Here is an 18,789-nt window from a genome sequence, read left to right as displayed (position 1 = left end):
TTTTTTTATCACAAAGAAGGAGTTTTATATTATACTAAAGAATAATATAGCTAGAGTGTAATAAAATGTTAGGTCAAAATTAAATAGTGGTAACTAGGTGCCTTTCAGAAACTTTGGAAGGAGAATAGGGAATCAGGTGTAAATCCTGAACGGGCCCGCCACTGTGACTGGTAGAAAGCAGTTGATAGTTGACAGTTGACAGTAAAACCAGATAGATACTTTCAAATTGAATGCAGAGATCTATCATAGGTTTACAACCAGCCTTGATTTGTAGGCTGGGTGAGATAGTTAAAAGTTAACAGTCAAAAGATAATTAATTGTTAATTGCTAAAGGATGATAAGACCACTTGGATATTAATTGTCTAGGGAAGGTTAAGTCCTTATCGCCAGAAGTCAGGAGACCTGCCTAATTACCAAGCCTACAGAATCTTCGATGGCAAGGAGGAGTAGGGGTGAACTTTAGGCTATTATAAGAATATAGTCTATTGAATTTTAGTCAACCTTCCTCAATCTGCAATCAAGATTGGGGATTTTTTATTGGTATAAGGGAATCTTAATTTAATAATAAGTGAAAGGGATGATGTTAATGAAAACAGGAGTAGTTATTTTAGGACATGGGAGTAAAGCTGAAGAATCTAATCAAGCATTTTTGGAGTTTTGTGATTTAACTGCAAAGAATTTAGATTATGATTTTGTAGGGGGAGGTTTTTTGCAATTTGCAGACCCAAGATTAGATGATGTAATTGCAGAAGCAGTAAATGATGGAGTAGAGAAGATAGCAATTATGCCGTTATTCTTATTCCCGGGGAATCATGTACAGAAGGATATTCCACGAGTATTAGGTAGGTTGAAAGAAGAGCATCCTGATGTGGAATTTGCTTATGCTGACCACGTTGGTATAGATGAAAGATTAACTGAAATAGTTGCCGATAGAGTTAAGGAGGTAATCTAACTTGGAAATTATTAAACAGCCGCAAGCGATAGAAGATAAAAGTATGAGAATTATTGAAGAAGAAGTTAGTGAGTTAGATTGTACTGAGCAGGAAAAGAAGATAGTTAAGCGAGTTATTCATGCAACAGCTGATTTTGATTTTAAAGATTTAGTAATTATTTCTGATGATGCTGTTGAAGCTGGATTAAAGGCATTAAAGGCTGGCTCAAATATCGTTACTGATGTTAATATGTTAAGAGCAGGAATTAATAAACGAAAGTTAGGGGCATTAGGTGGAGAAGTAGAGTGCTTTATTAGCGATGAAGAAGTAGCGGCCAAAGCAAAAGAGCTAGATATTACTCGTTCGATGATGGCTATGAGAACTGCAATTAAGAATCCAAAGAATAAAGTCTTTGCGATCGGGAATGCTCCTACGGCCCTTTTTGAATTGATGGAATTGATAGAGAATGGTAAAGTAGAACCAGAATTAATTATAGGGACTCCTGTTGGTTTTGTTGGCGCTAAAGAGTCTAAAGCTGAACTAGAAAAGATGGATATTCCGTTTATTACTGTGCGAGGAAGAAAAGGAGGAAGTAGTGTAGCAGCTTCAATTACTAATGCTCTATTATATATGACTTAGAGGTGACAAGCATATGTTTGAATCTTATATAGAACGAGATGGCAAAAAATTAAGAAGAGGATATACTACGGGTACTACTGCTGCCGGGGCTGCTAAAGCTGCTACTCAAATGCTATATTCTCAAGAGATAATTGAAGAGGTAATGATTGAGACACCGGCAGGGATAGATGTTAATTTAGAGATAATAGCTCCTAATATTGAGCAGGAAAGAGTCAGTTGTACTGTAATTAAAGATGCTGGTGATGATCCAGATATTACTGATGGTTTAGAGATAGTGGCTGAAGTTAGTAAAATCAAAGCAGGAATCGAGATTGAAGGAGGTCAGGGAGTTGGGGTGGTAACGAAACCTGGTCTAGCAGTTAAAGTAGGAGAACCTGCTATTAATCCGGTGCCGCGTAAGATGATTATAGATGAGGTAAAGAAGGTTCTACCTGCTAATGCCGGAGTTAAGGTTAGGATTAAGGTTCCAGAAGGAGAAGAAGTAGCAAAGAAAACCTTTAATCCTCGGTTAGGAATTAAAGGTGGGATCTCTATTTTAGGAACGACTGGCATTGTAGAACCGATGTCAAAACGAGCATATAAGGAATCATTAGTGATAGCTATAGACCAGGCAATAGCCGAAGAAAGAGAAGAATTAGTTTTTATTTTTGGTAATTATGGTAAACGCATGGCTAATAACCTTGGCATAGTTGATGAAGAATGGATTAAGATGAGTAACTTTGTTGGGTATATGTTAGAGAGAGCTGCTGAAAAAGGAATTAAGAGAATTATTCTTTTAGGACATATAGGTAAGTTAGTCAAGGTTGCAGCTGGGATCTTTGATACTCATAGTAAGATAGCAGATGGTAGGTTAGAGACAATAGCTGCCTATACAGCTAGTTTAGGTGGCAGCCAAGATTTAATTAATGGAATTTTAAAAGCTAATACTGCTGAAGAGACAGTTCAAATTCTAAAAGAAGCAAGAATGGCTACTGAGGTATTTAATTTCTTAGCAAAAAGAGTAGTAATTAGAGCTGCTGAGAAGGTAAACCAACAGATAGACTTTGGTTCTATTATCTTTTCAATGGAAAAAGAAATATTAGGTAGTTATGGAGTTGATTTAGAGAAAGGGGCAACAGGATGGAGAATCAGATCTATATCCTAGGTATTGGACCAGGTTCAGAAGATTATTTATTGCCGATTACTAGGCGTTTAGCTGAAGAATCTGATGTTTTAATTGGAGGTAAGAGAGCTATAAAACTTTTTTCAGATTTAGATAAAGAAGAATTAGTGATTAAAGCTGACTTAAAGAGGGTTTTAAACTATATTAAAGATAATTATTGTCAAAAGCAGATTGCTGTTTTAGTTTCTGGTGATCCGGGGCTTTATAGTATGTTGAACTACTTATCAAAACATTTTAGTAAAGATAAATTAAAAGTAATTCCAGGTATTAGCTCATTGCAGTTAGGCTTTGCTAAAGCTAAATTAGTTTGGCAGGATGCAGAGATTACTAGTTTGCATGGTAGAGACAAGGCAGAATTATTAGAAATGATAGAGGATAGTGAAAAGGTAGGTTTCTTTACTGATTATAAATTTCCACCTGATCAGATAGCAGAGTATTTATTAGAAGCAGGAGTTACTGAACGAAGAGCTTTTGTAGGAGAAAGATTGTCCTATGGTGATGAAAGAGTGATTGATGGAAAGCTAGAAGAGATTACTAAGTATAATGATTTTGGGATGTCAGTAATGGTAATCTATAGTGAAGGTGATCTAGCATGACTGACTGGCAATTCCAAACACCTGGTATTCCTGATGAAATCTTTATTAGAGGCGAAGTGCCGATGACTAAAGAAGAAGTTAGAGCGGTTACCATGGCTAAGTTAAGATTAAAAGAGGATAGTATCGTTTATGATATCGGTGCTGGGACTGGCTCCTTAACTATTGAAGCAGCTTTGTTAGCTAGTAAAGGTCAGGTTTGGGCTATAGAAAGAGAAAGTAAAGGGATCGAATTAATTGAAAAGAATATTAATAAGTTTGGTTTAGATAATGTAGGTGTTATAGCTGGGAAAGCGCCATCGGCTTTAAATAACTTGCCACCAGTAGATAGAGTTATAATCGGTGGTAGCGGTGGGAAGTTAGAGGAGATATTAGAAGTAGTTAACCAAAAATTAGAACCAGCAGGGAGAATAGTAATCAATGCTATTACCTTAGAGACATTATCAGCTGCTAAAGATATTCTATTAGACTTAAATTATAGTTTAGATATAGTCAATATTAGTGTTACTCGGACAAGAGAAGTGGGAAATTATCATATGTTACAAGGTCAGAATCCGGTATATATTATTACAGGTGAGAGGAGAAGATAAGATGGCAGGAAAGTTTTATGGAGTGGGGGTAGGACCAGGAGACCCAGAATTAATGACTTTGAAAGCAAAAAGAGTTTTAGAGGAAGTAGATATTATCTGTACTCCTAAATCAGCGGTAGGAAAAGAAAGTATAGCCTTATCTATTGTAGAAGAAGTTCTAGGTGGAGATTTAGAAATAAAAGAATTAATCTTCCCTATGACTCATAATCAAGATAAATTAAATAAGTTTTGGGATGAGGCAACAGCTGAAATTAAAGAAGAGTTAGAGCAGGAGAAGGATGTTGCCTTTATTACTATCGGTGATCCGCTATTATATAGTACTTATATTTATGTTTTAAGAAGGCTTGAGAAGAATACTGACATAGAAATTGAAACAGTGCCAGGGATTAACTCTTATTCTGCTTGCTCAGCAGCTATGAATCGTCCTTTAGCGGAAAAGAACGAAACAGTAGCAATTATTCCCGCTGCTTATGATTATGATAATTTAGATGAAATTTTAGCTAACTTTGATAATACAGTCTTAATGAAGGTAGCCCGCAACTTTGATGACATAGTAGCTAAGCTAGATAAAGTAGGAATTACTGAAAATTCATTCTATGCTAGTCGGTGTGGGCGCGAGGATGAATTTATAACCACAGATTTAAAATCTTTATGTGGAGAAGATTTAGATTATTTATCGATGGTGATAACTAAACAGTCAATAGAGGAGGAATAATTATGAAAGTCTATTTTGTAGGAGCTGGACCAGGAGACCCAGAGTTAATTACAGTAAAGGGGCAGAAGATTATTAAAGAAGCAGATTTAATTATCTATGCTGGTTCCTTAGTAAATCCTATTTTACTAGATGTTGCGAAAGATGAAGCAGAAATCTATGATAGTGCAGCTATGACTTTAGAAGAAGTATTAGCTAAGATGGAAGAAGCAATTAGTGAGGATAAATTAGTTGCCCGGGTTCATACTGGAGACCCTAGTATTTATGGAGCAATTCAAGAGCAGATGGATGCTTTGGAGGATAAAGGTATTGAATATGAAGTTATACCGGGAGTTAGTTCTTTTGTAGCAACAGCAGCTAGCCTAAAGAGAGAATATACTTTGCCTGATGTAACACAGACGGTAATTGTAACTAGGTTAGAAGGAAGGACTAGTGTTCCTGACAAAGAGAAGTTGCATAAATTGGCGAGACATAATGCTTCCATGGCAATCTTTTTAAGTGTCCATATGATTGAGAATGTAGTTAAAGAATTAGCTGAGGAGTATTCAGAAGATACGCCAATAGCAGTTGTGCAGAAGGCTTCTTGGCATGATGAGAAGAAAGTTGTAGGTACCTTAGCAACAATTGCTGATAAAGTAAAGGAAGCAGAGATTACTAAGACAGCTATGATTGTAGTCGGAGATTTCTTAGACACAGAGTACTCTAAGTCGAAACTCTATGATAAAGACTTTAGTCATGAGTATCGAAAGAGTAAAAGTGAGAGTAACTAAATAATGAAGTTAGCAGTAATTGCCATAACTAAGAATGGGGTAGGAATAGCTGAAGAGATAATTAGCTGTAAAGAGGAGATTGTTGGATTAAATAATCAAGTTATCGATATATATATTTCGGACAAATTTAAGGAAGAGATTAGTCAATTACAAGGACTAAATATCTATTCTGGTAGATTAAAGAACTTAGTTGATGATATTTTTCATCAATATGATGGAATAATCTTCATTATGGCGTTAGGAATTGTGGTGCGAATGATAGCAGATTGTATTGAAGACAAACGTTCAGATCCAGCAGTAGTAACAATTGATGAGACAAAACAATTTGTAATTAGTACCTTATCAGGACATCTAGGAGGAGCTAATGAATTGACCTCTCAGTTGGCTAAGCTATTAAAGGCTAATCCTGTAATTACAACGGCTACTGACAGTCAAGGGAAGTCTGCTATTGATATGTTAGCTAAGGATTTAGATTGTAAGATTGAACCGTTTGCTAACTTAACAAAGATTAATGCAGCTATAGTTAATGGAGACGAAGTTAATATTTTTACTGATTATAATTTGGATTTAGAATTAACTGGAGACTTCAATATATATTCATTAGATAAGCTTAATGAAAAGACTAGTAAAGCTAGTGTAATAATTTCTAATCAACAAATAAAGTTAACAGAGAAGTTGAAAGAGCAACCGTACTTATGGTTAAAACCAAGGAACTTAGTTCTAGGGATTGGCTGTCGTCGGGGAATTAGTAAAGAAAGAATTGCTCTAGCAGTGGAAGAAGCATTAAAGGAAGCAGGATTAAGTTTAGAACAGGTTAAAGCAGTAGCAACTATTGATTTAAAAGCAGATGAAGAAGGTTTAGTTGTTTATGCTAGAGAACAAGGTTTAGATCTAAATATTATTTCTCGGGAAGAGATAAAAACATCCGATTTAGAATTTACAACATCGGAATTTGTAAAAAAAGCGATAGGAGTTGGTGGAGTATGCGAGCCGGTAGCACTATTGAGTGGCAAGAAGATGGAATTACTCTTAAAAAAGAGAAAGTATCAAGGAGTAACAGTAGCGATAGCCCAGGAGAGATCTATGTAGTAGGATTGGGACCTGGAGATCTAGAGTACTTAAGTATTAAGGCATTTCAGGTAATTAAAGATGTAGATGTAGTAGTAGGTTATAATACGTATATTGATTTATTAGCTGATTTAATTAATGAAGACCAGGAAGTTATTTCAACAGGAATGACTAAGGAAGTAGACCGGACTGCTTTAGCAATAGAAGCAGCTTGTGAAGGTCAAAAGGTAGCCATGGTTAGCAGCGGTGATGCTGGTGTTTATGGAATGGCTGGTTTAGTTTTAGAAATGGTGAATGAAAAAGGGTTAGACTTAGCAGTAGAAATTATCCCAGGTATTACAGCAGCAAACGCAGCAGCTTCAACTCTAGGTGCGCCTTTAATGCATGATTATGCTGTAATTAGCCTTAGTGATTTATTAACTCCTTGGGAGGTAATTGTTGATAGATTAGAGAAAGCAGCAGCGGCAGATTTTGTAATTGCTCTTTATAATCCTAAAAGCAACCAGCGCACTGAGCAGATTGTAGAGGCGAGAGAGATTTTCTTAAAACACAAAGAACCATCTACACCGGTAGGTATTGTTCGTAATGCTAAACGAGGTTCAGAAGAGATGGTAGTTACTAATTTAGATCAGATGTTAGAAGAAGAGATAGATATGGTAACTACAGTGATTATCGGCAATTCAGAAACATTTACTTTTGCTGATTTTATGGTTACGCCTCGGGGTTATGAAGTATGATCTATGTCTTAGGAGGAACGAAGGATAGTCGCGAAATAGTTAAGCTTTTGCTACAAGAGGGATATTCAGTAGTAGCATCGGTGGTAACTGATTATGGCCAGCGGCTGTTAAAAGAGATAGGAGATATAGAGATAGTTACAGATAGGCTAGATAAAGAAGGAATTAAAGAATTAATAAGTGAGTATGGCGTTGATACTGTTATTGATGCTACTCATCCGTTTGCAGAAGAAGTATCGCGTAATGGAATTACGGCTACTTCTGAGCTAGAGATTAATTATATTCGTTTTGAAAGAAAGAATATAGAGTTGCCAGAGAATGAATTTATAGTTAAAAAGGCTGGTTTTCAAGCAGCAATCGACTATATAAATCAAACCTCAGGAAGAGTCTTATTAACAATTGGTAGTAAAGAGTTATTTAAGTTTGCAGAAGGAATCTCAAATTTTAACGAAAGGGTTATTACCAGGGTCTTACCTACAGTTAGTGTCTTAAAGGAATGCCAAGAGCAATTGAATATTCCACCGGCTAATTTAATAGCAATTCAAGGACCGTTTAGTCGTAAATTAAATAAACAATTATTGCTCGATTATGGAATTGATTTATTAGTAACTAAGGCTAGTGGAAAGACTGGAGGTTTAGATACTAAATTAATTGCAGCCCAGGACCTTAAGATTCCAATTTTAGTTATCGAAAGGCCTCAATTAAGTTATCCGAAAATAATTGATGATTATAAAAGTGTAATAGATTATATAGCTAGTAAGGAAGGAGTAGGATAATGGGAGATTCGACAAAGCAAAGCGTCTTAGTCTTAGGTGGTGCTAGGAGCGGGAAGAGTTCGTTTGCTGAGGATATGGCGTATAATTGGGGACAAGAAGATGTTACTTATATTGCTACTGCTGAAGCTGGCGATGAAGAGATGAAAGAGCGAATTCAAAAGCATCAGGAAAGTCGTCCTTCTACTTGGAAAACAGTAGAAGAAACTAAAGATGTGGCCAGTAGAATTATAAATTTAGCTCAAGAGACAGAGGTTATACTCTTAGACTGTTTAACTGTTTTAGTTTCTAATCTTTTGCTGCAAGGAGAAGATTTTGGAACTGAGGATTATGAGTTTGTCAATGGAGAAGAAAAAGCAGAAGCAGCCTTAACTGAAATTGAAAGATTAGCTAATAATTTAAAGCAAGCGTCAGCAAATATAATCATTGTTTCTAATGAAGTCGGGCAAGGTTTAGTTCCTCCGTACCCTTTAAGTAGAGTTTATAGAGATACTGTAGGTAGAGCTAATCAGATAATAGCTCAAGTAGTTGATGAGGTTTATATTACTTATGCTGGTTTGCCAGTTGAAATCAAAGAGTTAGGAAGAGCAAATAAAGCGAAGTTTAGGGGGCAGATAGATGGAGGCTAAAACGATTATGCTACAAGGGACAGCTTCTAATGTTGGCAAAAGCATCTTAACTACAGCACTTTGTCGTATCTTTGCTCAAGATGGATATAAAGTTGCACCTTTTAAGGCTTGGAATATGGCTTTGAACTCACATGTAACCAAAGATGGAGGAGAGATTGGAACAGCACAAGCTATTCAAGCTCAAGCAGCACAAGTAGAGGCTACAGTTGATATGCAGCCATTCTTATTAAAGCCGAAAGGAGACGGTGTTTCTCAAATAATTAAGCATGGTCGTCCTTTAGCCGATTTAAGTCTAAAAGAGCAAGATGAAGACTATCGTGATTATGCTTTAGATGAGATTAAAGATTCTTTAGAAAGGTTAGGTCAAGATTTTGAAATCTTAGTATTAGAAGGAGCAGGAAGCCCAGCCGAAATCAATATTAAAGATAAAGATTTAGCTAATATGAATGTAGCCAAGATGAAAGAAACACCGGTCTTATTAGTAGCAGATGTAGACCGTGGTGGAGCTTTAGCATCAGTTGTAGGAACTATTGAGCTTTTACCTCCTGAAGAGAGAGAACTAGTGGCCGGAATTATCTTTAATAAATTTAGAGGAGATATAGACCTCTTTAAATCAGGAGTTGAAATCGTTGAAGAAGAGACTGGAATTCCGGTTGTAGGGGTTATTCCTTACTTTAAAGACTTTATAATTCCAGCAGAAGATTCAGTAGCATTAAATGATTTGAAATCTGAAGAAGCAGAGATTGAGATTGCTGTAATTAGGCTACCTCACCTTTCAAACTTTAATGACTTAGAAGCCTTTAGGGGAGAACCGCGAACAGAAGTGAGGTATGTAGAAAGAGAAGGTGAAATAGGAGATCCTGATTTGATTATCATTCCTGGCACTAAGAATACAATAGATGATCTAATCTATTTACGGCAGAGTGGTTTAGATACAGATATTTTAGCTGCTGCCAAAAGAGAAGTACCGATTATTGGGATTTGTGGTGGCTATCAGATGTTAGGTGAAAAGCTTTATGATCCAGCAGGAACAGAGTCAGATTGGGAAGAGCTAGATGGATTAGGTTTGCTACCAATTATAACTACATTTAACCCTAATAAATTAACTTTTCAGGCGCAAGCAGAAATAGAAGGAGACAGTATCTTTTTTAATGATTTAATTGGAAATCAATTAGAAGGTTATGAAATTCATATGGGAACGAGTCAGTTACTAGATAATAATGAAAGTGATTTTGCTTTCAGAATTAAGCAGCGAGGAGAAGAAGAAGTTAATCTTATTGATGGCGCAGTAAATAAAGATGGCTTGATTTTTGGAACGTATCTACATGGTCTTTTTAATAATGATCAATTTAGAAGAAATCTAATTAATACTTTGCGAGAGCGAAAAGGATTATCATCACTAAGTGAAGCAGAGGTTTCTGTAAGAGGGAAATTAGAAGATAATTATAATAAGTTAGCTGAGATTGTTAGAGAAAATTTAGATTTAGATAAGATTTATGAAATTATAGCTTAATTAATCTTATTAAATGAGGTGAAAAAATGACTGCCCAAACAATTATGTTACAAGGAACCGGTTCAGATGTAGGAAAGAGCGTCTTGACATCAGCTTTTTGTCGAATCTTTGCTCAGGATGGTTATCATGTAGCGCCTTTTAAGTCGCAGAATATGGCTTTAAACTCCTATATTACTAAACAGGGTGGGGAGATTGGTAGAGCACAAGCAGTACAAGCGGAGGCAGCAGAAGTAGAAGCAACAGTAGATATGAATCCAATCTTACTTAAGCCACGCGAAGACACATCTTCACAAGTTATTATTCATGGTCGCCCTAAGAAGAATATGAGTGCTAAAGAATATTTTGACCACCATGAGGAAGGATTAGGATATATTAAAGAGTCATTGGCTAGATTAAAGCGAGATTATGAAGTAGTAGTTATGGAAGGAGCAGGTAGTCCAGCAGAAGTTAATCTACGAGACCAGGATTTGGTTAATATGAAGGCTGCTGAATTAGCAGATGCTCCGGTTATCTTAGTGGCTGATATAGATCGCGGCGGGGTTTTTGCTTCAATTATTGGTACTTTTAAATTACTGAATGAAGCAGAAGCAAATAGAATTAAGGGGATTATTATTAATAAATTCAGAGGAGATATAAGTAGATTAGAGTCGGGATTAAAGTTTATAGAAGAGTATACTGGCGTACCGGTCTTAGGGGTTGTACCATACTTTAATGACTTTAAGATACCTGAAGAAGATTCGATTCCTCAACATAGATTAAAAGGGCAGCAAGATGGAGAGATAGAGATTGCTATTCTTTATCTACCTCATATTTCTAATTTTACTGACTTTACTCCTTTAGAAGAAGAATTAAAGACATCGGTTCGGTATGTTAAGAAAGGGGAGCCACTTGGGAGGCCTGACGCTATAATAATTCCTGGTAGTAAGAATACGATTGAGGATTTAGAATACTTAAAAGATGCAGGTTATGATGAAGAAATAAAGAACCTGGCTGCAGAGGGAGTACACGTAGTAGGAATCTGTGGTGGGTATCAGATGTTAGGGAAGCAAGTTTCGGACCCACAGCAAGTAGAAGCAACAACAGAGTCGATAAATGGTTTGGGTTTACTAGATATTAAGACAGTTTTTAATCCTACTAAGGTAACTACCCAGGTTAAAGGAAGAATTGCTAATGATCATGGATTCTTTTCTAACTTGAAGGACAAAGTCATTAGTGGTTATGAGATTCATATGGGCGAAACAAAATTAAACGAAGGAGTAGAGCCTCTAATTAAACTAGAAGAGAGTTTAGGGAAGAAAGAGTCGAGATTAGATGGGGCGATTAACAAGGATGGGAAATTATTTGGGACTTATTTGCATGGTATTTTTGATAATGATCAATTTAGATATAAATTTATAAATAGCTTACGGCAAGAAAAAGGGTTGCCATTAATTGATTTTAGTCAAGAAATTTCTACTGCTGAGAAACGAGAAGCAGCTTATGAAAGATTAGCAGAAATTGTAAGAGAGAGTATAGACTTTGAGAAAGTCTATGAGATTATGGATTTTAATAATTATAAAGAGGGATTAGACCCATGTTTAATCAATTTATTATTATAGTATTTATAGCTTTAATTTTAGATTTATTAATTGGAGATCCTAATTGGATTCCTCACCCAGTAGTGATTATTGGCAAGTTCATTAGTTGGGGGGAAGAGCAATTACGTTCAATAGCTAAGACTGAATTAGCAGAAAGAGTTACAGGTATATTATTAGCTTTATTAACGATTTTTTTCACTTGGTTGATAACTTATGGAATTATAACTATTAGCACAAGTATAAATGAATGGTTAGGAATCATTATTAAAATATTATTATTGACTACTACTTTATCGGTTAAAGGCTTAGCTGATGCTAGTAAAGGAATCTATCAACAACTATTAAATAATGACTTACAGCAAGCTAGGGAGAGACTAAATTGGATTGTAGGTCGTGACACTGAAAAGTTATCTGAAAGTGAAGTCGTAAGGGCTACAGTAGAGACAGTAGCTGAAAACACAGTAGATGGTATTTTATCACCATTATTCTATGCTTTTATAGGAGGAGCACCTTTGGCTATGGCCTATAAAGCCGTTAATACTCTCGACTCAATGTTAGGTTATAAGAACCAACAATATCAATACTTTGGTTGGGCAGCAGCTCGGATTGATGATTTAGCTAATTTGATTCCCGCAAGGATTAGTGGCTTGCTATTTCCAATAGCTGCTTTCTTGTTACGAAAAAATGGTTTAAAATCTTTCAAGATGGTATTAAGAGACGCTAAAAAACATCCTAGTCCTAATGGAGGCTATCCCGAAGCAGCAGTAGCAGGAGCCTTAGGAGTCAGGCTAGGTGGACTCAATTATTATCATGGTGAATCTAGCTTTAGAGAGTATTTAGGTGATAAAGTTAGAGACTTAGAAAGCAATGATATTCAAGATATGATTTATTTGATGTATATAACTACGGGATTATTCGTAGTTATAAATGTGTTGGTGTAAAAGAAAGGAGCAGATCTAATTGACACAACCTAGAGTTCTAATTGCCGGAACCCAGAGTGGAGTAGGAAAGACTACTTTAGCTACGGGCTTGATGGCAGCTATGAATAAGAAAGGATATAAAGTACAGCCGTATAAAGTAGGACCAGATTATATAGACCCAGGTTTTCATACAGTGGCTACCGGAAGAATTAGCCGTAACTTAGACAGTTGGATGATTTCAGAAGAATATTTAACTGAACTCTTTTTAAATAATAGTAAAGCAGCAGACATATCAATTATTGAAGGGGTAATGGGACTCTTTGATGGACATCGTAAGGAGCAAGGTAAGGGTAGTAGTGCTGATGTAGCTAAGATTCTTTCGACTCCAGTAATCTTAATTATTGATGCTAAAAAGTTAGCTCAAAGTGGAGCTGCAATAGCTTACGGTTATCAGAATTATGATTCAGAATTAAATTTAGCCGGAGTAATTTTGAATCGAGTAGGTAGTGAAAGTCACTATCAAATGATTAAAGAACCGATTGAAGAGCTAGGTATTTCGGTGTTAGGCTATATTCCGAATCAAGCAGAGCTGCATTTACCAGAACGACACTTAGTATTAGTTCCTACAGCAGAGACTACTTCTTTAGCTAATTATATAGATGATTTAGCTGGGATAATCTTAGAATATCTTGATTTAGATCAATTATATAAACTGGCTAAGGAGGCAGAAGAATTAGAGTTAGTTGAAAGATCTCTATTTTTAGAACAGCAGTCAGATGTAGATATTAAATTAGCTGTAGCTAGAGATGAAGCCTTTAATTTTTATTATGAAGATAATTTAGACCTTTTAAAAGATAGAGGTGTTACTCTAGAATATTTTAGTCCAGTTAATGATGAAGAGTTACCAGTAGATATTGATGGATTCTATATCGGTGGTGGGTTTCCTGAGAGCTTCTTGCAAGAATTAAGTGCTAATGAAACGATGCGAAGTAGTATTAAAGAAGCGATTGAAGCAGGATTGCCTACTTATGCTGAATGTGGAGGATTAATGTACTTAACAGAAAGGGTTATTAACTTTGATGATGAAAGTTATGAAATGGTAGGGGTAGTTCCTGGAACAACAATGATGCAGGATAGCTTACAGGCTATGGGTTATGTGAGAGGGAAAGCAGAACAGGAGAATATCTTACTGGCTAAAGGAGAAGAAATTAAAGGACATGAATTTCATTATTCGCAATTATCAGAATCTCCTAATGAACAGACAGCAGCTTATAGCTTGACAGGAGGAAAAGGAGAAGATGGTAGGTTAGAAGGCTTTGTTAAAGACAATCTTTTAGCTTCGTATTTACACCTTCATTTTGCTAGTAATCCAGCAGTAATCGATAATTTTATTGAAGAGTGTAAGAAGTTTAAAGAAAGGAGACATCAATAAGATGAAGCAGGAGTTAGAACAAGGGTTAGTTCAGGTTTACACCGGTAAAGGGAAAGGAAAGACTACGGCTTCTTTAGGTCTAGCTTTAAGAGCAGTGGGTCATGGCTTTAAAGTAGTAGTTATTCAATATATGAAAGGTAGTGCATATTCAGGGGAGTTATTTTCTACAGAAAGGCTACCTAATTTAAGTATTAAGCAGTTTGGACGGGGTTGTCCGTATGCTGCTTTAATTAGAGAAGGCATCAGTAAGTGTAAAGGCTGTGGGGAATGCTTTTTAAAAGATAATGACCAGTCTCGGGATGAGTTTGAAGAATTTGTTAGTTACGCTTATCAATATACCCAAAAGGTTTTAGATGATCAAGATGTAGATATTGTTATCTTAGATGAGATTAATAATGCTTTGCGTTATGAGCTGTTAGAAGTAGACGACATATTAAGGTTAATTGAGAGTAAGAACGAAAAGACAGAGTTAATTATGACTGGCCGAGGATTTGCTGATGAAATCTTAGCAGCAGCAGATTTAGTAACGGAAATGAAGGCAATTAAGCATCCTTATCAAGACCAGGGAATTACTAGTAGAAGAGGGATTGAATATTAAAGCAGACTGAGGAAGTGAGAAAAGATGTTAAAAGGCAAGCTATTTACTAGATTGATTATTGCTCTGCAGTTTTTGACTAGAATTCCGATTAATATTAAAGTCGATTTTACTCCTCGGAATATGGGAAAATCTATGTATTATTATCCGATAATAGGAACGATAATTGGCTTAATTTTAGTTGGTTTAAATTCATTATTTGGTATCTTCTGGTCTAATTTAGTAGTGAAGACATTAATCTTAATTGCTTTAATTATTATTACTGGTGGTTTACATTTAGATGGTTATATGGATACGATAGATGGAATATTTAGTGGGCGTAATAAAAAGAGAATGTTAGAGATTATGCGTGATAGTCGGGTAGGGGCCCATGGGGTTACTGGTTTTTTCGCTTTGATGATACTGAAGTTTGTTTTCTTATTAGAACTTTCAGGTCAACTCCAATTAGAAGCGTTATTATTAATGCCGACTTTTAGTAGATGGGCTATGGTTTATGCAGCAGCATTGTATCCATATGCTAGAAAAGATGAAGGATTAGGGAAAGCACATGCTCACTTTGTTGGTGTAAAAGAAGTCTTAATTACTTCGCTTTGGACTGTGATCTTAGCTGGTCTTTTATTGGGAACTAATGGTATCTTAGCATTTATTCTAATTTTGGGGATTACTGTTTTAGTTATTAAAATAATAATTAAACGAATTGATGGTTTAACCGGTGATTGTTATGGTGCTATAAACGAATTGATTGAAGTATTTTCTTTATTAGTATTAACCCTAATTTATTAGGGTAGTTAGAGGTGAAAAGATGAAAGCAACGGTAAGAGCACCAGGAACATGTGGTGAATTAGTGCAAGGAACTATTGATGGTTGTAACTTTCATATTACTTGTCCAATTAATCTTTATTCATATGTTACTGTAAATTTAAATAAAAAATTAAAGAAGACGATCTCTAATCCTCATTTACCTAAAACTATTGAAGCGGTTAATAGCACGTTAAAATACTTTGAAAGTCAAGATTTGAAAGCAGAGATTATTGTTGAATCAGAATTGTTGTCTGGAAAAGGCATGGCTAGTAGTACAGCGGATATTACAGCAGCTATTTTAGCCACTACTGTTGCTTTAGGAAAGAAAATCACTGAAGATGAAATAGCAAGATTAGCCCTTGCAATTGAACCAACAGATGGACTGTTTTATCCAGGAATAGTCTTATTTGATCATGTAAACGGGTATTTACATCAATATTTAGGTGAAAGTCCGGCATTAAATATTTTGATGTTAGATTTAGGTGGTAAGGTGGACACTTTAATGTTCAATAGTCGTAGTGATTTACAAAGGTTAAATAAGATAAATGAACCATTAACTAACCAAGCTCTAGATATGATTAGACAAGGTATTGCAAATTATGACTTGAAGTTAATTGGTGAAGGAGCAACTTTAAGTAGCAAGGCTAATCAGAGAATTTTGCCTAAGAAAAAATTTAATCAATTGTTGAGCTTAACTGAGATTGAAGGGGTTTTGGGATTTAATATAGCTCATAGTGGAACTCTAGTTGGTATTTTATATGATAATCAAAAAGTAACATCGAAAAAGCTAGAATCTAAAGTTGAAAAAAAGATAGTAGGTTTGAGTTCTTATAAATTGAAATTAATTAATGGAGGATTAGAAGTAATAGATAAGGATATTTTGGTTTCAGAAAGGAAGTATAGATATGGCTAAACGAAAAAGGGAGCATGGAGGAAATATTAAAGCAGCGGCTGAAGAATATGATTTGATTTATGATGAAATAATCGATTTCAGTGCTAATATTAATTTTTTGGGCCCTCCAAGTATAGTTAAAGAAGTGATTGAGGATAGCATAACAAAAATAGTAGATTATCCTGAGCCAGATGCCAAGAGTTTAGCAGTGAAATTGGCTGGTCATTTAGGAATAGAGCCTGATGATTTAATTATTGGTAATGGAGCAGTAGAGATTATCTATTTAATTAGTAAAGTAATTAATCCTAGGCAAGCCTTAGTTTTAGCACCTACTTTTTCTGAATATGAAGCAGCAATTGAGAGCGTAGGTGGAGAGGTGGAATTATTTCAATTAGCAAGAAGCAATAACTTTAAATTAGATATTAATCAATTAATAGCGAAATTGCAAAATTCGGATATTGATATGTTATTTTTATGTAATCCTAATAATCCAACCGGAGATTTAATTAAGCGTAATGATTTAATTAAGGTATTAGAAGTTAGTAAGCAAGAGGATATTTTTGTAGTAGTAGATGAAGCTTTTCTTGATTTTTTGACTAATGAAGCGGATTACACCTTAATTTCAGAAGCAATCGAAAGGAATAATCTATTAGTGTTACGTTCGATGACTAAATTCTTTGCTATTCCAGGGCTGAGGATTGGTTATGGAATTACTAATCGGAAGTTAGTAACTAAGTTAAATGAGAGTAAAGATCCTTGGAATGTAAATTTATTTGCTCAAAGGGTAGGAAGTCGCGTTTTAGAAGAGCAAGATTATATTCGAAAGACTAAAGAAGCGGTTAAGCAAGAGAAAGATTTTTTGTATAAAGAATTGAAAGGGTTGCCTAATCTGAAGCCTTATTTACCAACAGCAAATTATATTCTAATTGATATTGTAGATACTAAGTATACTTCTTGGAAATTACATAATCAATTAGCCCAGGAGGGAATTCTAGTCAGAGATTGTAGTACTTATCACTTATTAGGTGCTGATTTTATTAGAGTAGCAGTTAAGAATAGAGAAGATAATCTAAGATTAATTGAAGAGCTAAAGTCGATATTGGATTAGGGGGGTTAAGATGGCAACCGAAATTATTTTAGTTAGACATGGAGAGACGCTCTGGAATAAAGAATCCCGTTTTCAGGGTTCAACTGATATAGAATTGAGTTCTTTAGGTAAGGAGCAGGCTAAAAAATTAGCAGAGAGGTTTAGAGATATAGAAATAGATATGATTTATGCTAGTAATTTGCAGAGAGCGTTTGAAACAGCAGAAAGAGTAGCAGACTATCATAATATTAAGGTTAAGCAGATATCCAAACTACAAGAAGCTAGCTTTGGAGATTGGGAAGGCTTGACCTTTAATCAAATTAAAGAAGAAGATGAAGATAGATTAGACGCGTGGTTAAAAGACCCAGTTACAGTCAGAACTCCAGGGGGAGAAAAGTTTGAAGATGTTCAAAAACGAGCTAAAGAGGCTTTAAACGATATCAAAGCAGAACATCAAGATAGTAAAGTATTAGTAGTAGCCCATGGCGGAACTATTCGAGCCTTATTAACAGATTTATTAGGTATGCCGTTAAGTAATTTTTGGCGGATTCAACAGGATAATACAGCAGTAAATATTGTTAAGGTCTATGATGGAGACCCGATAGTAGCTTTAGTTAACTGTACTAAACATCTATAGAAATTAATTTTGAATTAATAGTTTTAAAATCTTATCTATTCTTCATAAATAAGGCAATTAATCTATCTAATTCTTGACTTTTCTTAATGACTTCTTTTGTATCTAAGGAGCCTTCTTCCTTAGTCAACAGAAATAATTCTGACTTAAGTTTATTTATTTTAAGTTTAATTTTATCAATTTCATCACATTTATCTAAATGACACACTTTAACCACTCCTTTGAAAAAATTGAATAATAATACATTTAAGCAACATATACATAAAAATAGAATTTAATTTAATTATATAGAATGATATTACATATAGATGTGATGGTTATCACACCTTAATAGAGTAAATCTAATTATCCAAGGTTAATATTAATTATGAGTGAGATAACTTTAATTTAAAGAGGAGCATTCCTGTAATGAATAAATATCAGGGTCGACAAAAAAATACCCCCTTGGTATAATACGGAGTATCAGAGGTCGAGTCTGATCTCTAAAAAAACCAAGGAGGTATCTAATATGTATTATACTCAAAATGACAAGATAAAGCAAGTAAAAAATTCAACATTAGTAGTGGGAGTAGACATAGCAAAAAACAAACACGCAGCAAGAGCATTTAATTATCGAGGTATCGAATATGATAAGGCAATATTCTTTCTAAACACAGAAGAAGGTTTTAAAAAATTTCTACACTGGATTAAGAAAATAAGTGAGAAAGAAAATAAAACTGATGTAATTGTGGGAATG

At 35.0% G+C, this 18,789-nt stretch carries 21 protein-coding genes, 1 pseudogene and 1 riboswitch; of the genes and pseudogenes, 21 read left to right on the top strand and 1 reads right to left on the bottom strand.

The genetic code is table 11. The features are described from left to right. The first annotated feature begins 78 nt into the window (after positions 1-78). A riboswitch (cobalamin riboswitch) is annotated at positions 79-424 on the top strand. Between the two features lie 162 nt (positions 425-586). Genes BM077_RS06670 through cobC form a run of 20 tightly spaced genes read left to right on the top strand, consistent with a single transcriptional unit; the run spans position 587 to position 18,056 of the window. Next, complete coding sequence (locus tag BM077_RS06670; protein WP_176941634.1) at positions 587-952, top strand: sirohydrochlorin chelatase; 366 nt, start codon at positions 587-589, stop codon at positions 950-952. 1 nt (position 953) lies between these two features. After that, positions 954-1,571: a precorrin-8X methylmutase gene (locus BM077_RS06665; protein ID WP_089748592.1), complete on the top strand. Its 618-nt coding sequence runs from the start codon at positions 954-956 to the stop codon at positions 1,569-1,571. Positions 1,572-1,584: 13 nt separating this feature from the next. Further along, positions 1,585-2,715 (top strand): cobalt-precorrin-5B (C(1))-methyltransferase CbiD, encoded by a 1,131-nt coding sequence (gene cbiD, locus BM077_RS06660; RefSeq protein WP_089748591.1) that lies wholly within the window; start codon positions 1,585-1,587, stop codon positions 2,713-2,715. Then, positions 2,691-3,329: a precorrin-6y C5,15-methyltransferase (decarboxylating) subunit CbiE gene (gene cbiE / locus BM077_RS06655; protein ID WP_089748590.1), complete on the top strand. Its 639-nt coding sequence runs from the start codon at positions 2,691-2,693 to the stop codon at positions 3,327-3,329. Before cbiD ends, cbiE begins: the two co-directional genes overlap by 25 nt. Beyond that, positions 3,326-3,916: a precorrin-6Y C5,15-methyltransferase (decarboxylating) subunit CbiT gene (cbiT, locus tag BM077_RS06650; protein ID WP_089748589.1), complete on the top strand. Its 591-nt coding sequence runs from the start codon at positions 3,326-3,328 to the stop codon at positions 3,914-3,916. The genes cbiE and cbiT overlap by 4 nt, the downstream gene beginning before the upstream one ends. Before the next feature lies 1 nt (position 3,917). After that, on the top strand, positions 3,918-4,631 hold the full coding sequence (gene cobI, locus BM077_RS06645) for a precorrin-2 C(20)-methyltransferase (protein ID WP_089748588.1): 714 nt from the start codon (positions 3,918-3,920) through the stop codon (positions 4,629-4,631). Positions 4,632-4,633: 2 nt separating this feature from the next. Then, positions 4,634-5,398 (top strand): precorrin-4 C(11)-methyltransferase, encoded by a 765-nt coding sequence (cobM, locus tag BM077_RS06640; protein ID WP_089748587.1) that lies wholly within the window; start codon positions 4,634-4,636, stop codon positions 5,396-5,398. A gap of 3 nt (positions 5,399-5,401) precedes the next feature. After that, the gene (gene cbiG / locus BM077_RS06635) at positions 5,402-6,487 is read left to right on the top strand and encodes a cobalt-precorrin 5A hydrolase (RefSeq protein WP_089748586.1); all 1,086 of its coding nucleotides are present in this window, start codon (positions 5,402-5,404) and stop codon (positions 6,485-6,487) included. Further along, positions 6,382-7,203 (top strand): precorrin-3B C(17)-methyltransferase, encoded by an 822-nt coding sequence (gene cobJ, locus BM077_RS06630; protein ID WP_089748585.1) that lies wholly within the window; start codon positions 6,382-6,384, stop codon positions 7,201-7,203. The genes cbiG and cobJ overlap by 106 nt, the downstream gene beginning before the upstream one ends. After that, complete coding sequence (gene cobK, locus BM077_RS06625) at positions 7,200-7,976, top strand: precorrin-6A reductase (protein WP_089748584.1); 777 nt, start codon at positions 7,200-7,202, stop codon at positions 7,974-7,976. The genes cobJ and cobK overlap by 4 nt, the downstream gene beginning before the upstream one ends. Then, on the top strand, positions 7,976-8,602 hold the full coding sequence (cobU, locus tag BM077_RS06620; protein WP_089748583.1) for a bifunctional adenosylcobinamide kinase/adenosylcobinamide-phosphate guanylyltransferase: 627 nt from the start codon (positions 7,976-7,978) through the stop codon (positions 8,600-8,602). Before cobK ends, cobU begins: the two co-directional genes overlap by 1 nt. After that, a complete protein-coding gene (locus BM077_RS06615) occupies positions 8,592-10,115 on the top strand; it encodes a cobyric acid synthase (RefSeq protein WP_089748582.1) in 1,524 nt (507 codons plus the stop codon). Before cobU ends, BM077_RS06615 begins: the two co-directional genes overlap by 11 nt. Positions 10,116-10,141: 26 nt before the next feature. Beyond that, positions 10,142-11,713: a cobyric acid synthase gene (locus BM077_RS06610; RefSeq protein ID WP_089748581.1), complete on the top strand. Its 1,572-nt coding sequence runs from the start codon at positions 10,142-10,144 to the stop codon at positions 11,711-11,713. Beyond that, a complete protein-coding gene (gene cbiB, locus BM077_RS06605; protein ID WP_089748580.1) occupies positions 11,689-12,633 on the top strand; it encodes an adenosylcobinamide-phosphate synthase CbiB in 945 nt (314 codons plus the stop codon). Before BM077_RS06610 ends, cbiB begins: the two co-directional genes overlap by 25 nt. A gap of 19 nt (positions 12,634-12,652) precedes the next feature. Beyond that, positions 12,653-14,044: a cobyrinate a,c-diamide synthase gene (locus BM077_RS06600; protein ID WP_090095184.1), complete on the top strand. Its 1,392-nt coding sequence runs from the start codon at positions 12,653-12,655 to the stop codon at positions 14,042-14,044. Between the two features lies 1 nt (position 14,045). After that, the gene (locus BM077_RS06595; RefSeq protein ID WP_089748578.1) at positions 14,046-14,642 is read left to right on the top strand and encodes a cob(I)yrinic acid a,c-diamide adenosyltransferase; all 597 of its coding nucleotides are present in this window, start codon (positions 14,046-14,048) and stop codon (positions 14,640-14,642) included. A 24-nt stretch (positions 14,643-14,666) separates the two neighbouring features. Beyond that, positions 14,667-15,422: an adenosylcobinamide-GDP ribazoletransferase gene (cobS, locus tag BM077_RS06590; protein WP_089748577.1), complete on the top strand. Its 756-nt coding sequence runs from the start codon at positions 14,667-14,669 to the stop codon at positions 15,420-15,422. Between the two features lie 19 nt (positions 15,423-15,441). Next, on the top strand, positions 15,442-16,353 hold the full coding sequence (locus tag BM077_RS06585; protein WP_089748576.1) for a GHMP family kinase ATP-binding protein: 912 nt from the start codon (positions 15,442-15,444) through the stop codon (positions 16,351-16,353). Further along, positions 16,346-17,440: a threonine-phosphate decarboxylase CobD gene (cobD, locus tag BM077_RS06580; protein ID WP_089748575.1), complete on the top strand. Its 1,095-nt coding sequence runs from the start codon at positions 16,346-16,348 to the stop codon at positions 17,438-17,440. Before BM077_RS06585 ends, cobD begins: the two co-directional genes overlap by 8 nt. 10 nt (positions 17,441-17,450) lie before the next feature. Next, positions 17,451-18,056 (top strand): alpha-ribazole phosphatase, encoded by a 606-nt coding sequence (gene cobC, locus BM077_RS06575; protein WP_089748574.1) that lies wholly within the window; start codon positions 17,451-17,453, stop codon positions 18,054-18,056. 31 nt (positions 18,057-18,087) lie between these two features. On the opposite strand, the gene BM077_RS06570 is transcribed toward cobC, so the two are convergent. Next, entirely contained in the window at positions 18,088-18,261 is a 174-nt protein-coding gene (locus tag BM077_RS06570) for an aspartyl-phosphate phosphatase Spo0E family protein (RefSeq protein ID WP_176941633.1), read from the bottom strand. Between the two features lie 300 nt (positions 18,262-18,561). On the opposite strand from BM077_RS06570, the pseudogene BM077_RS06565 reads away from it, so the two are divergent. Then, positions 18,562-18,789 (top strand): annotated as a pseudogene (locus BM077_RS06565) (IS110 family transposase); the annotation flags it as partial.

It is taken from the genome of Candidatus Frackibacter sp. WG13, assembly GCF_900114655.1.
GTDB lineage: Bacteria > Bacillota > Halanaerobiia > Halobacteroidales > Acetohalobiaceae > Frackibacter.
The sequence above is the reverse complement of the archived record's forward strand: the minus strand, read 5'-3'. Positions and strand labels throughout refer to the sequence as shown.

What these genes read in the sequence shown, in the direction of transcription:
- cbiB (WP_089748580.1), top strand. Translation starts at nt 11,689, where the DNA reads ATGTTTAATCAATTTATTATTATAGTATTTATAGCTTTAATTTTAGAT.
- cobC (WP_089748574.1), top strand. Translation starts at nt 17,451, where the DNA reads ATGGCAACCGAAATTATTTTAGTTAGACATGGAGAGACGCTCTGGAAT.
- BM077_RS06595 (WP_089748578.1), top strand. Translation starts at nt 14,046, where the DNA reads ATGAAGCAGGAGTTAGAACAAGGGTTAGTTCAGGTTTACACCGGTAAA.
- cobK (WP_089748584.1), top strand. Translation starts at nt 7,200, where the DNA reads ATGATCTATGTCTTAGGAGGAACGAAGGATAGTCGCGAAATAGTTAAG.
- cobU (WP_089748583.1), top strand. Translation starts at nt 7,976, where the DNA reads ATGGGAGATTCGACAAAGCAAAGCGTCTTAGTCTTAGGTGGTGCTAGG.
- cobJ (WP_089748585.1), top strand. Translation starts at nt 6,382, where the DNA reads ATGCGAGCCGGTAGCACTATTGAGTGGCAAGAAGATGGAATTACTCTT.
- cobI (WP_089748588.1), top strand. Translation starts at nt 3,918, where the DNA reads ATGGCAGGAAAGTTTTATGGAGTGGGGGTAGGACCAGGAGACCCAGAA.
- cbiD (WP_089748591.1), top strand. Translation starts at nt 1,585, where the DNA reads ATGTTTGAATCTTATATAGAACGAGATGGCAAAAAATTAAGAAGAGGA.
- cobS (WP_089748577.1), top strand. Translation starts at nt 14,667, where the DNA reads ATGTTAAAAGGCAAGCTATTTACTAGATTGATTATTGCTCTGCAGTTT.
- cobD (WP_089748575.1), top strand. Translation starts at nt 16,346, where the DNA reads ATGGCTAAACGAAAAAGGGAGCATGGAGGAAATATTAAAGCAGCGGCT.
- BM077_RS06585 (WP_089748576.1), top strand. Translation starts at nt 15,442, where the DNA reads ATGAAAGCAACGGTAAGAGCACCAGGAACATGTGGTGAATTAGTGCAA.
- BM077_RS06615 (WP_089748582.1), top strand. Translation starts at nt 8,592, where the DNA reads ATGGAGGCTAAAACGATTATGCTACAAGGGACAGCTTCTAATGTTGGC.
- cbiE (WP_089748590.1), top strand. Translation starts at nt 2,691, where the DNA reads ATGGAGAATCAGATCTATATCCTAGGTATTGGACCAGGTTCAGAAGAT.
- BM077_RS06610 (WP_089748581.1), top strand. Translation starts at nt 10,142, where the DNA reads ATGACTGCCCAAACAATTATGTTACAAGGAACCGGTTCAGATGTAGGA.
- cbiT (WP_089748589.1), top strand. Translation starts at nt 3,326, where the DNA reads ATGACTGACTGGCAATTCCAAACACCTGGTATTCCTGATGAAATCTTT.
- cbiG (WP_089748586.1), top strand. Translation starts at nt 5,402, where the DNA reads ATGAAGTTAGCAGTAATTGCCATAACTAAGAATGGGGTAGGAATAGCT.
- cobM (WP_089748587.1), top strand. Translation starts at nt 4,634, where the DNA reads ATGAAAGTCTATTTTGTAGGAGCTGGACCAGGAGACCCAGAGTTAATT.
- BM077_RS06670 (WP_176941634.1), top strand. Translation starts at nt 587, where the DNA reads ATGAAAACAGGAGTAGTTATTTTAGGACATGGGAGTAAAGCTGAAGAA.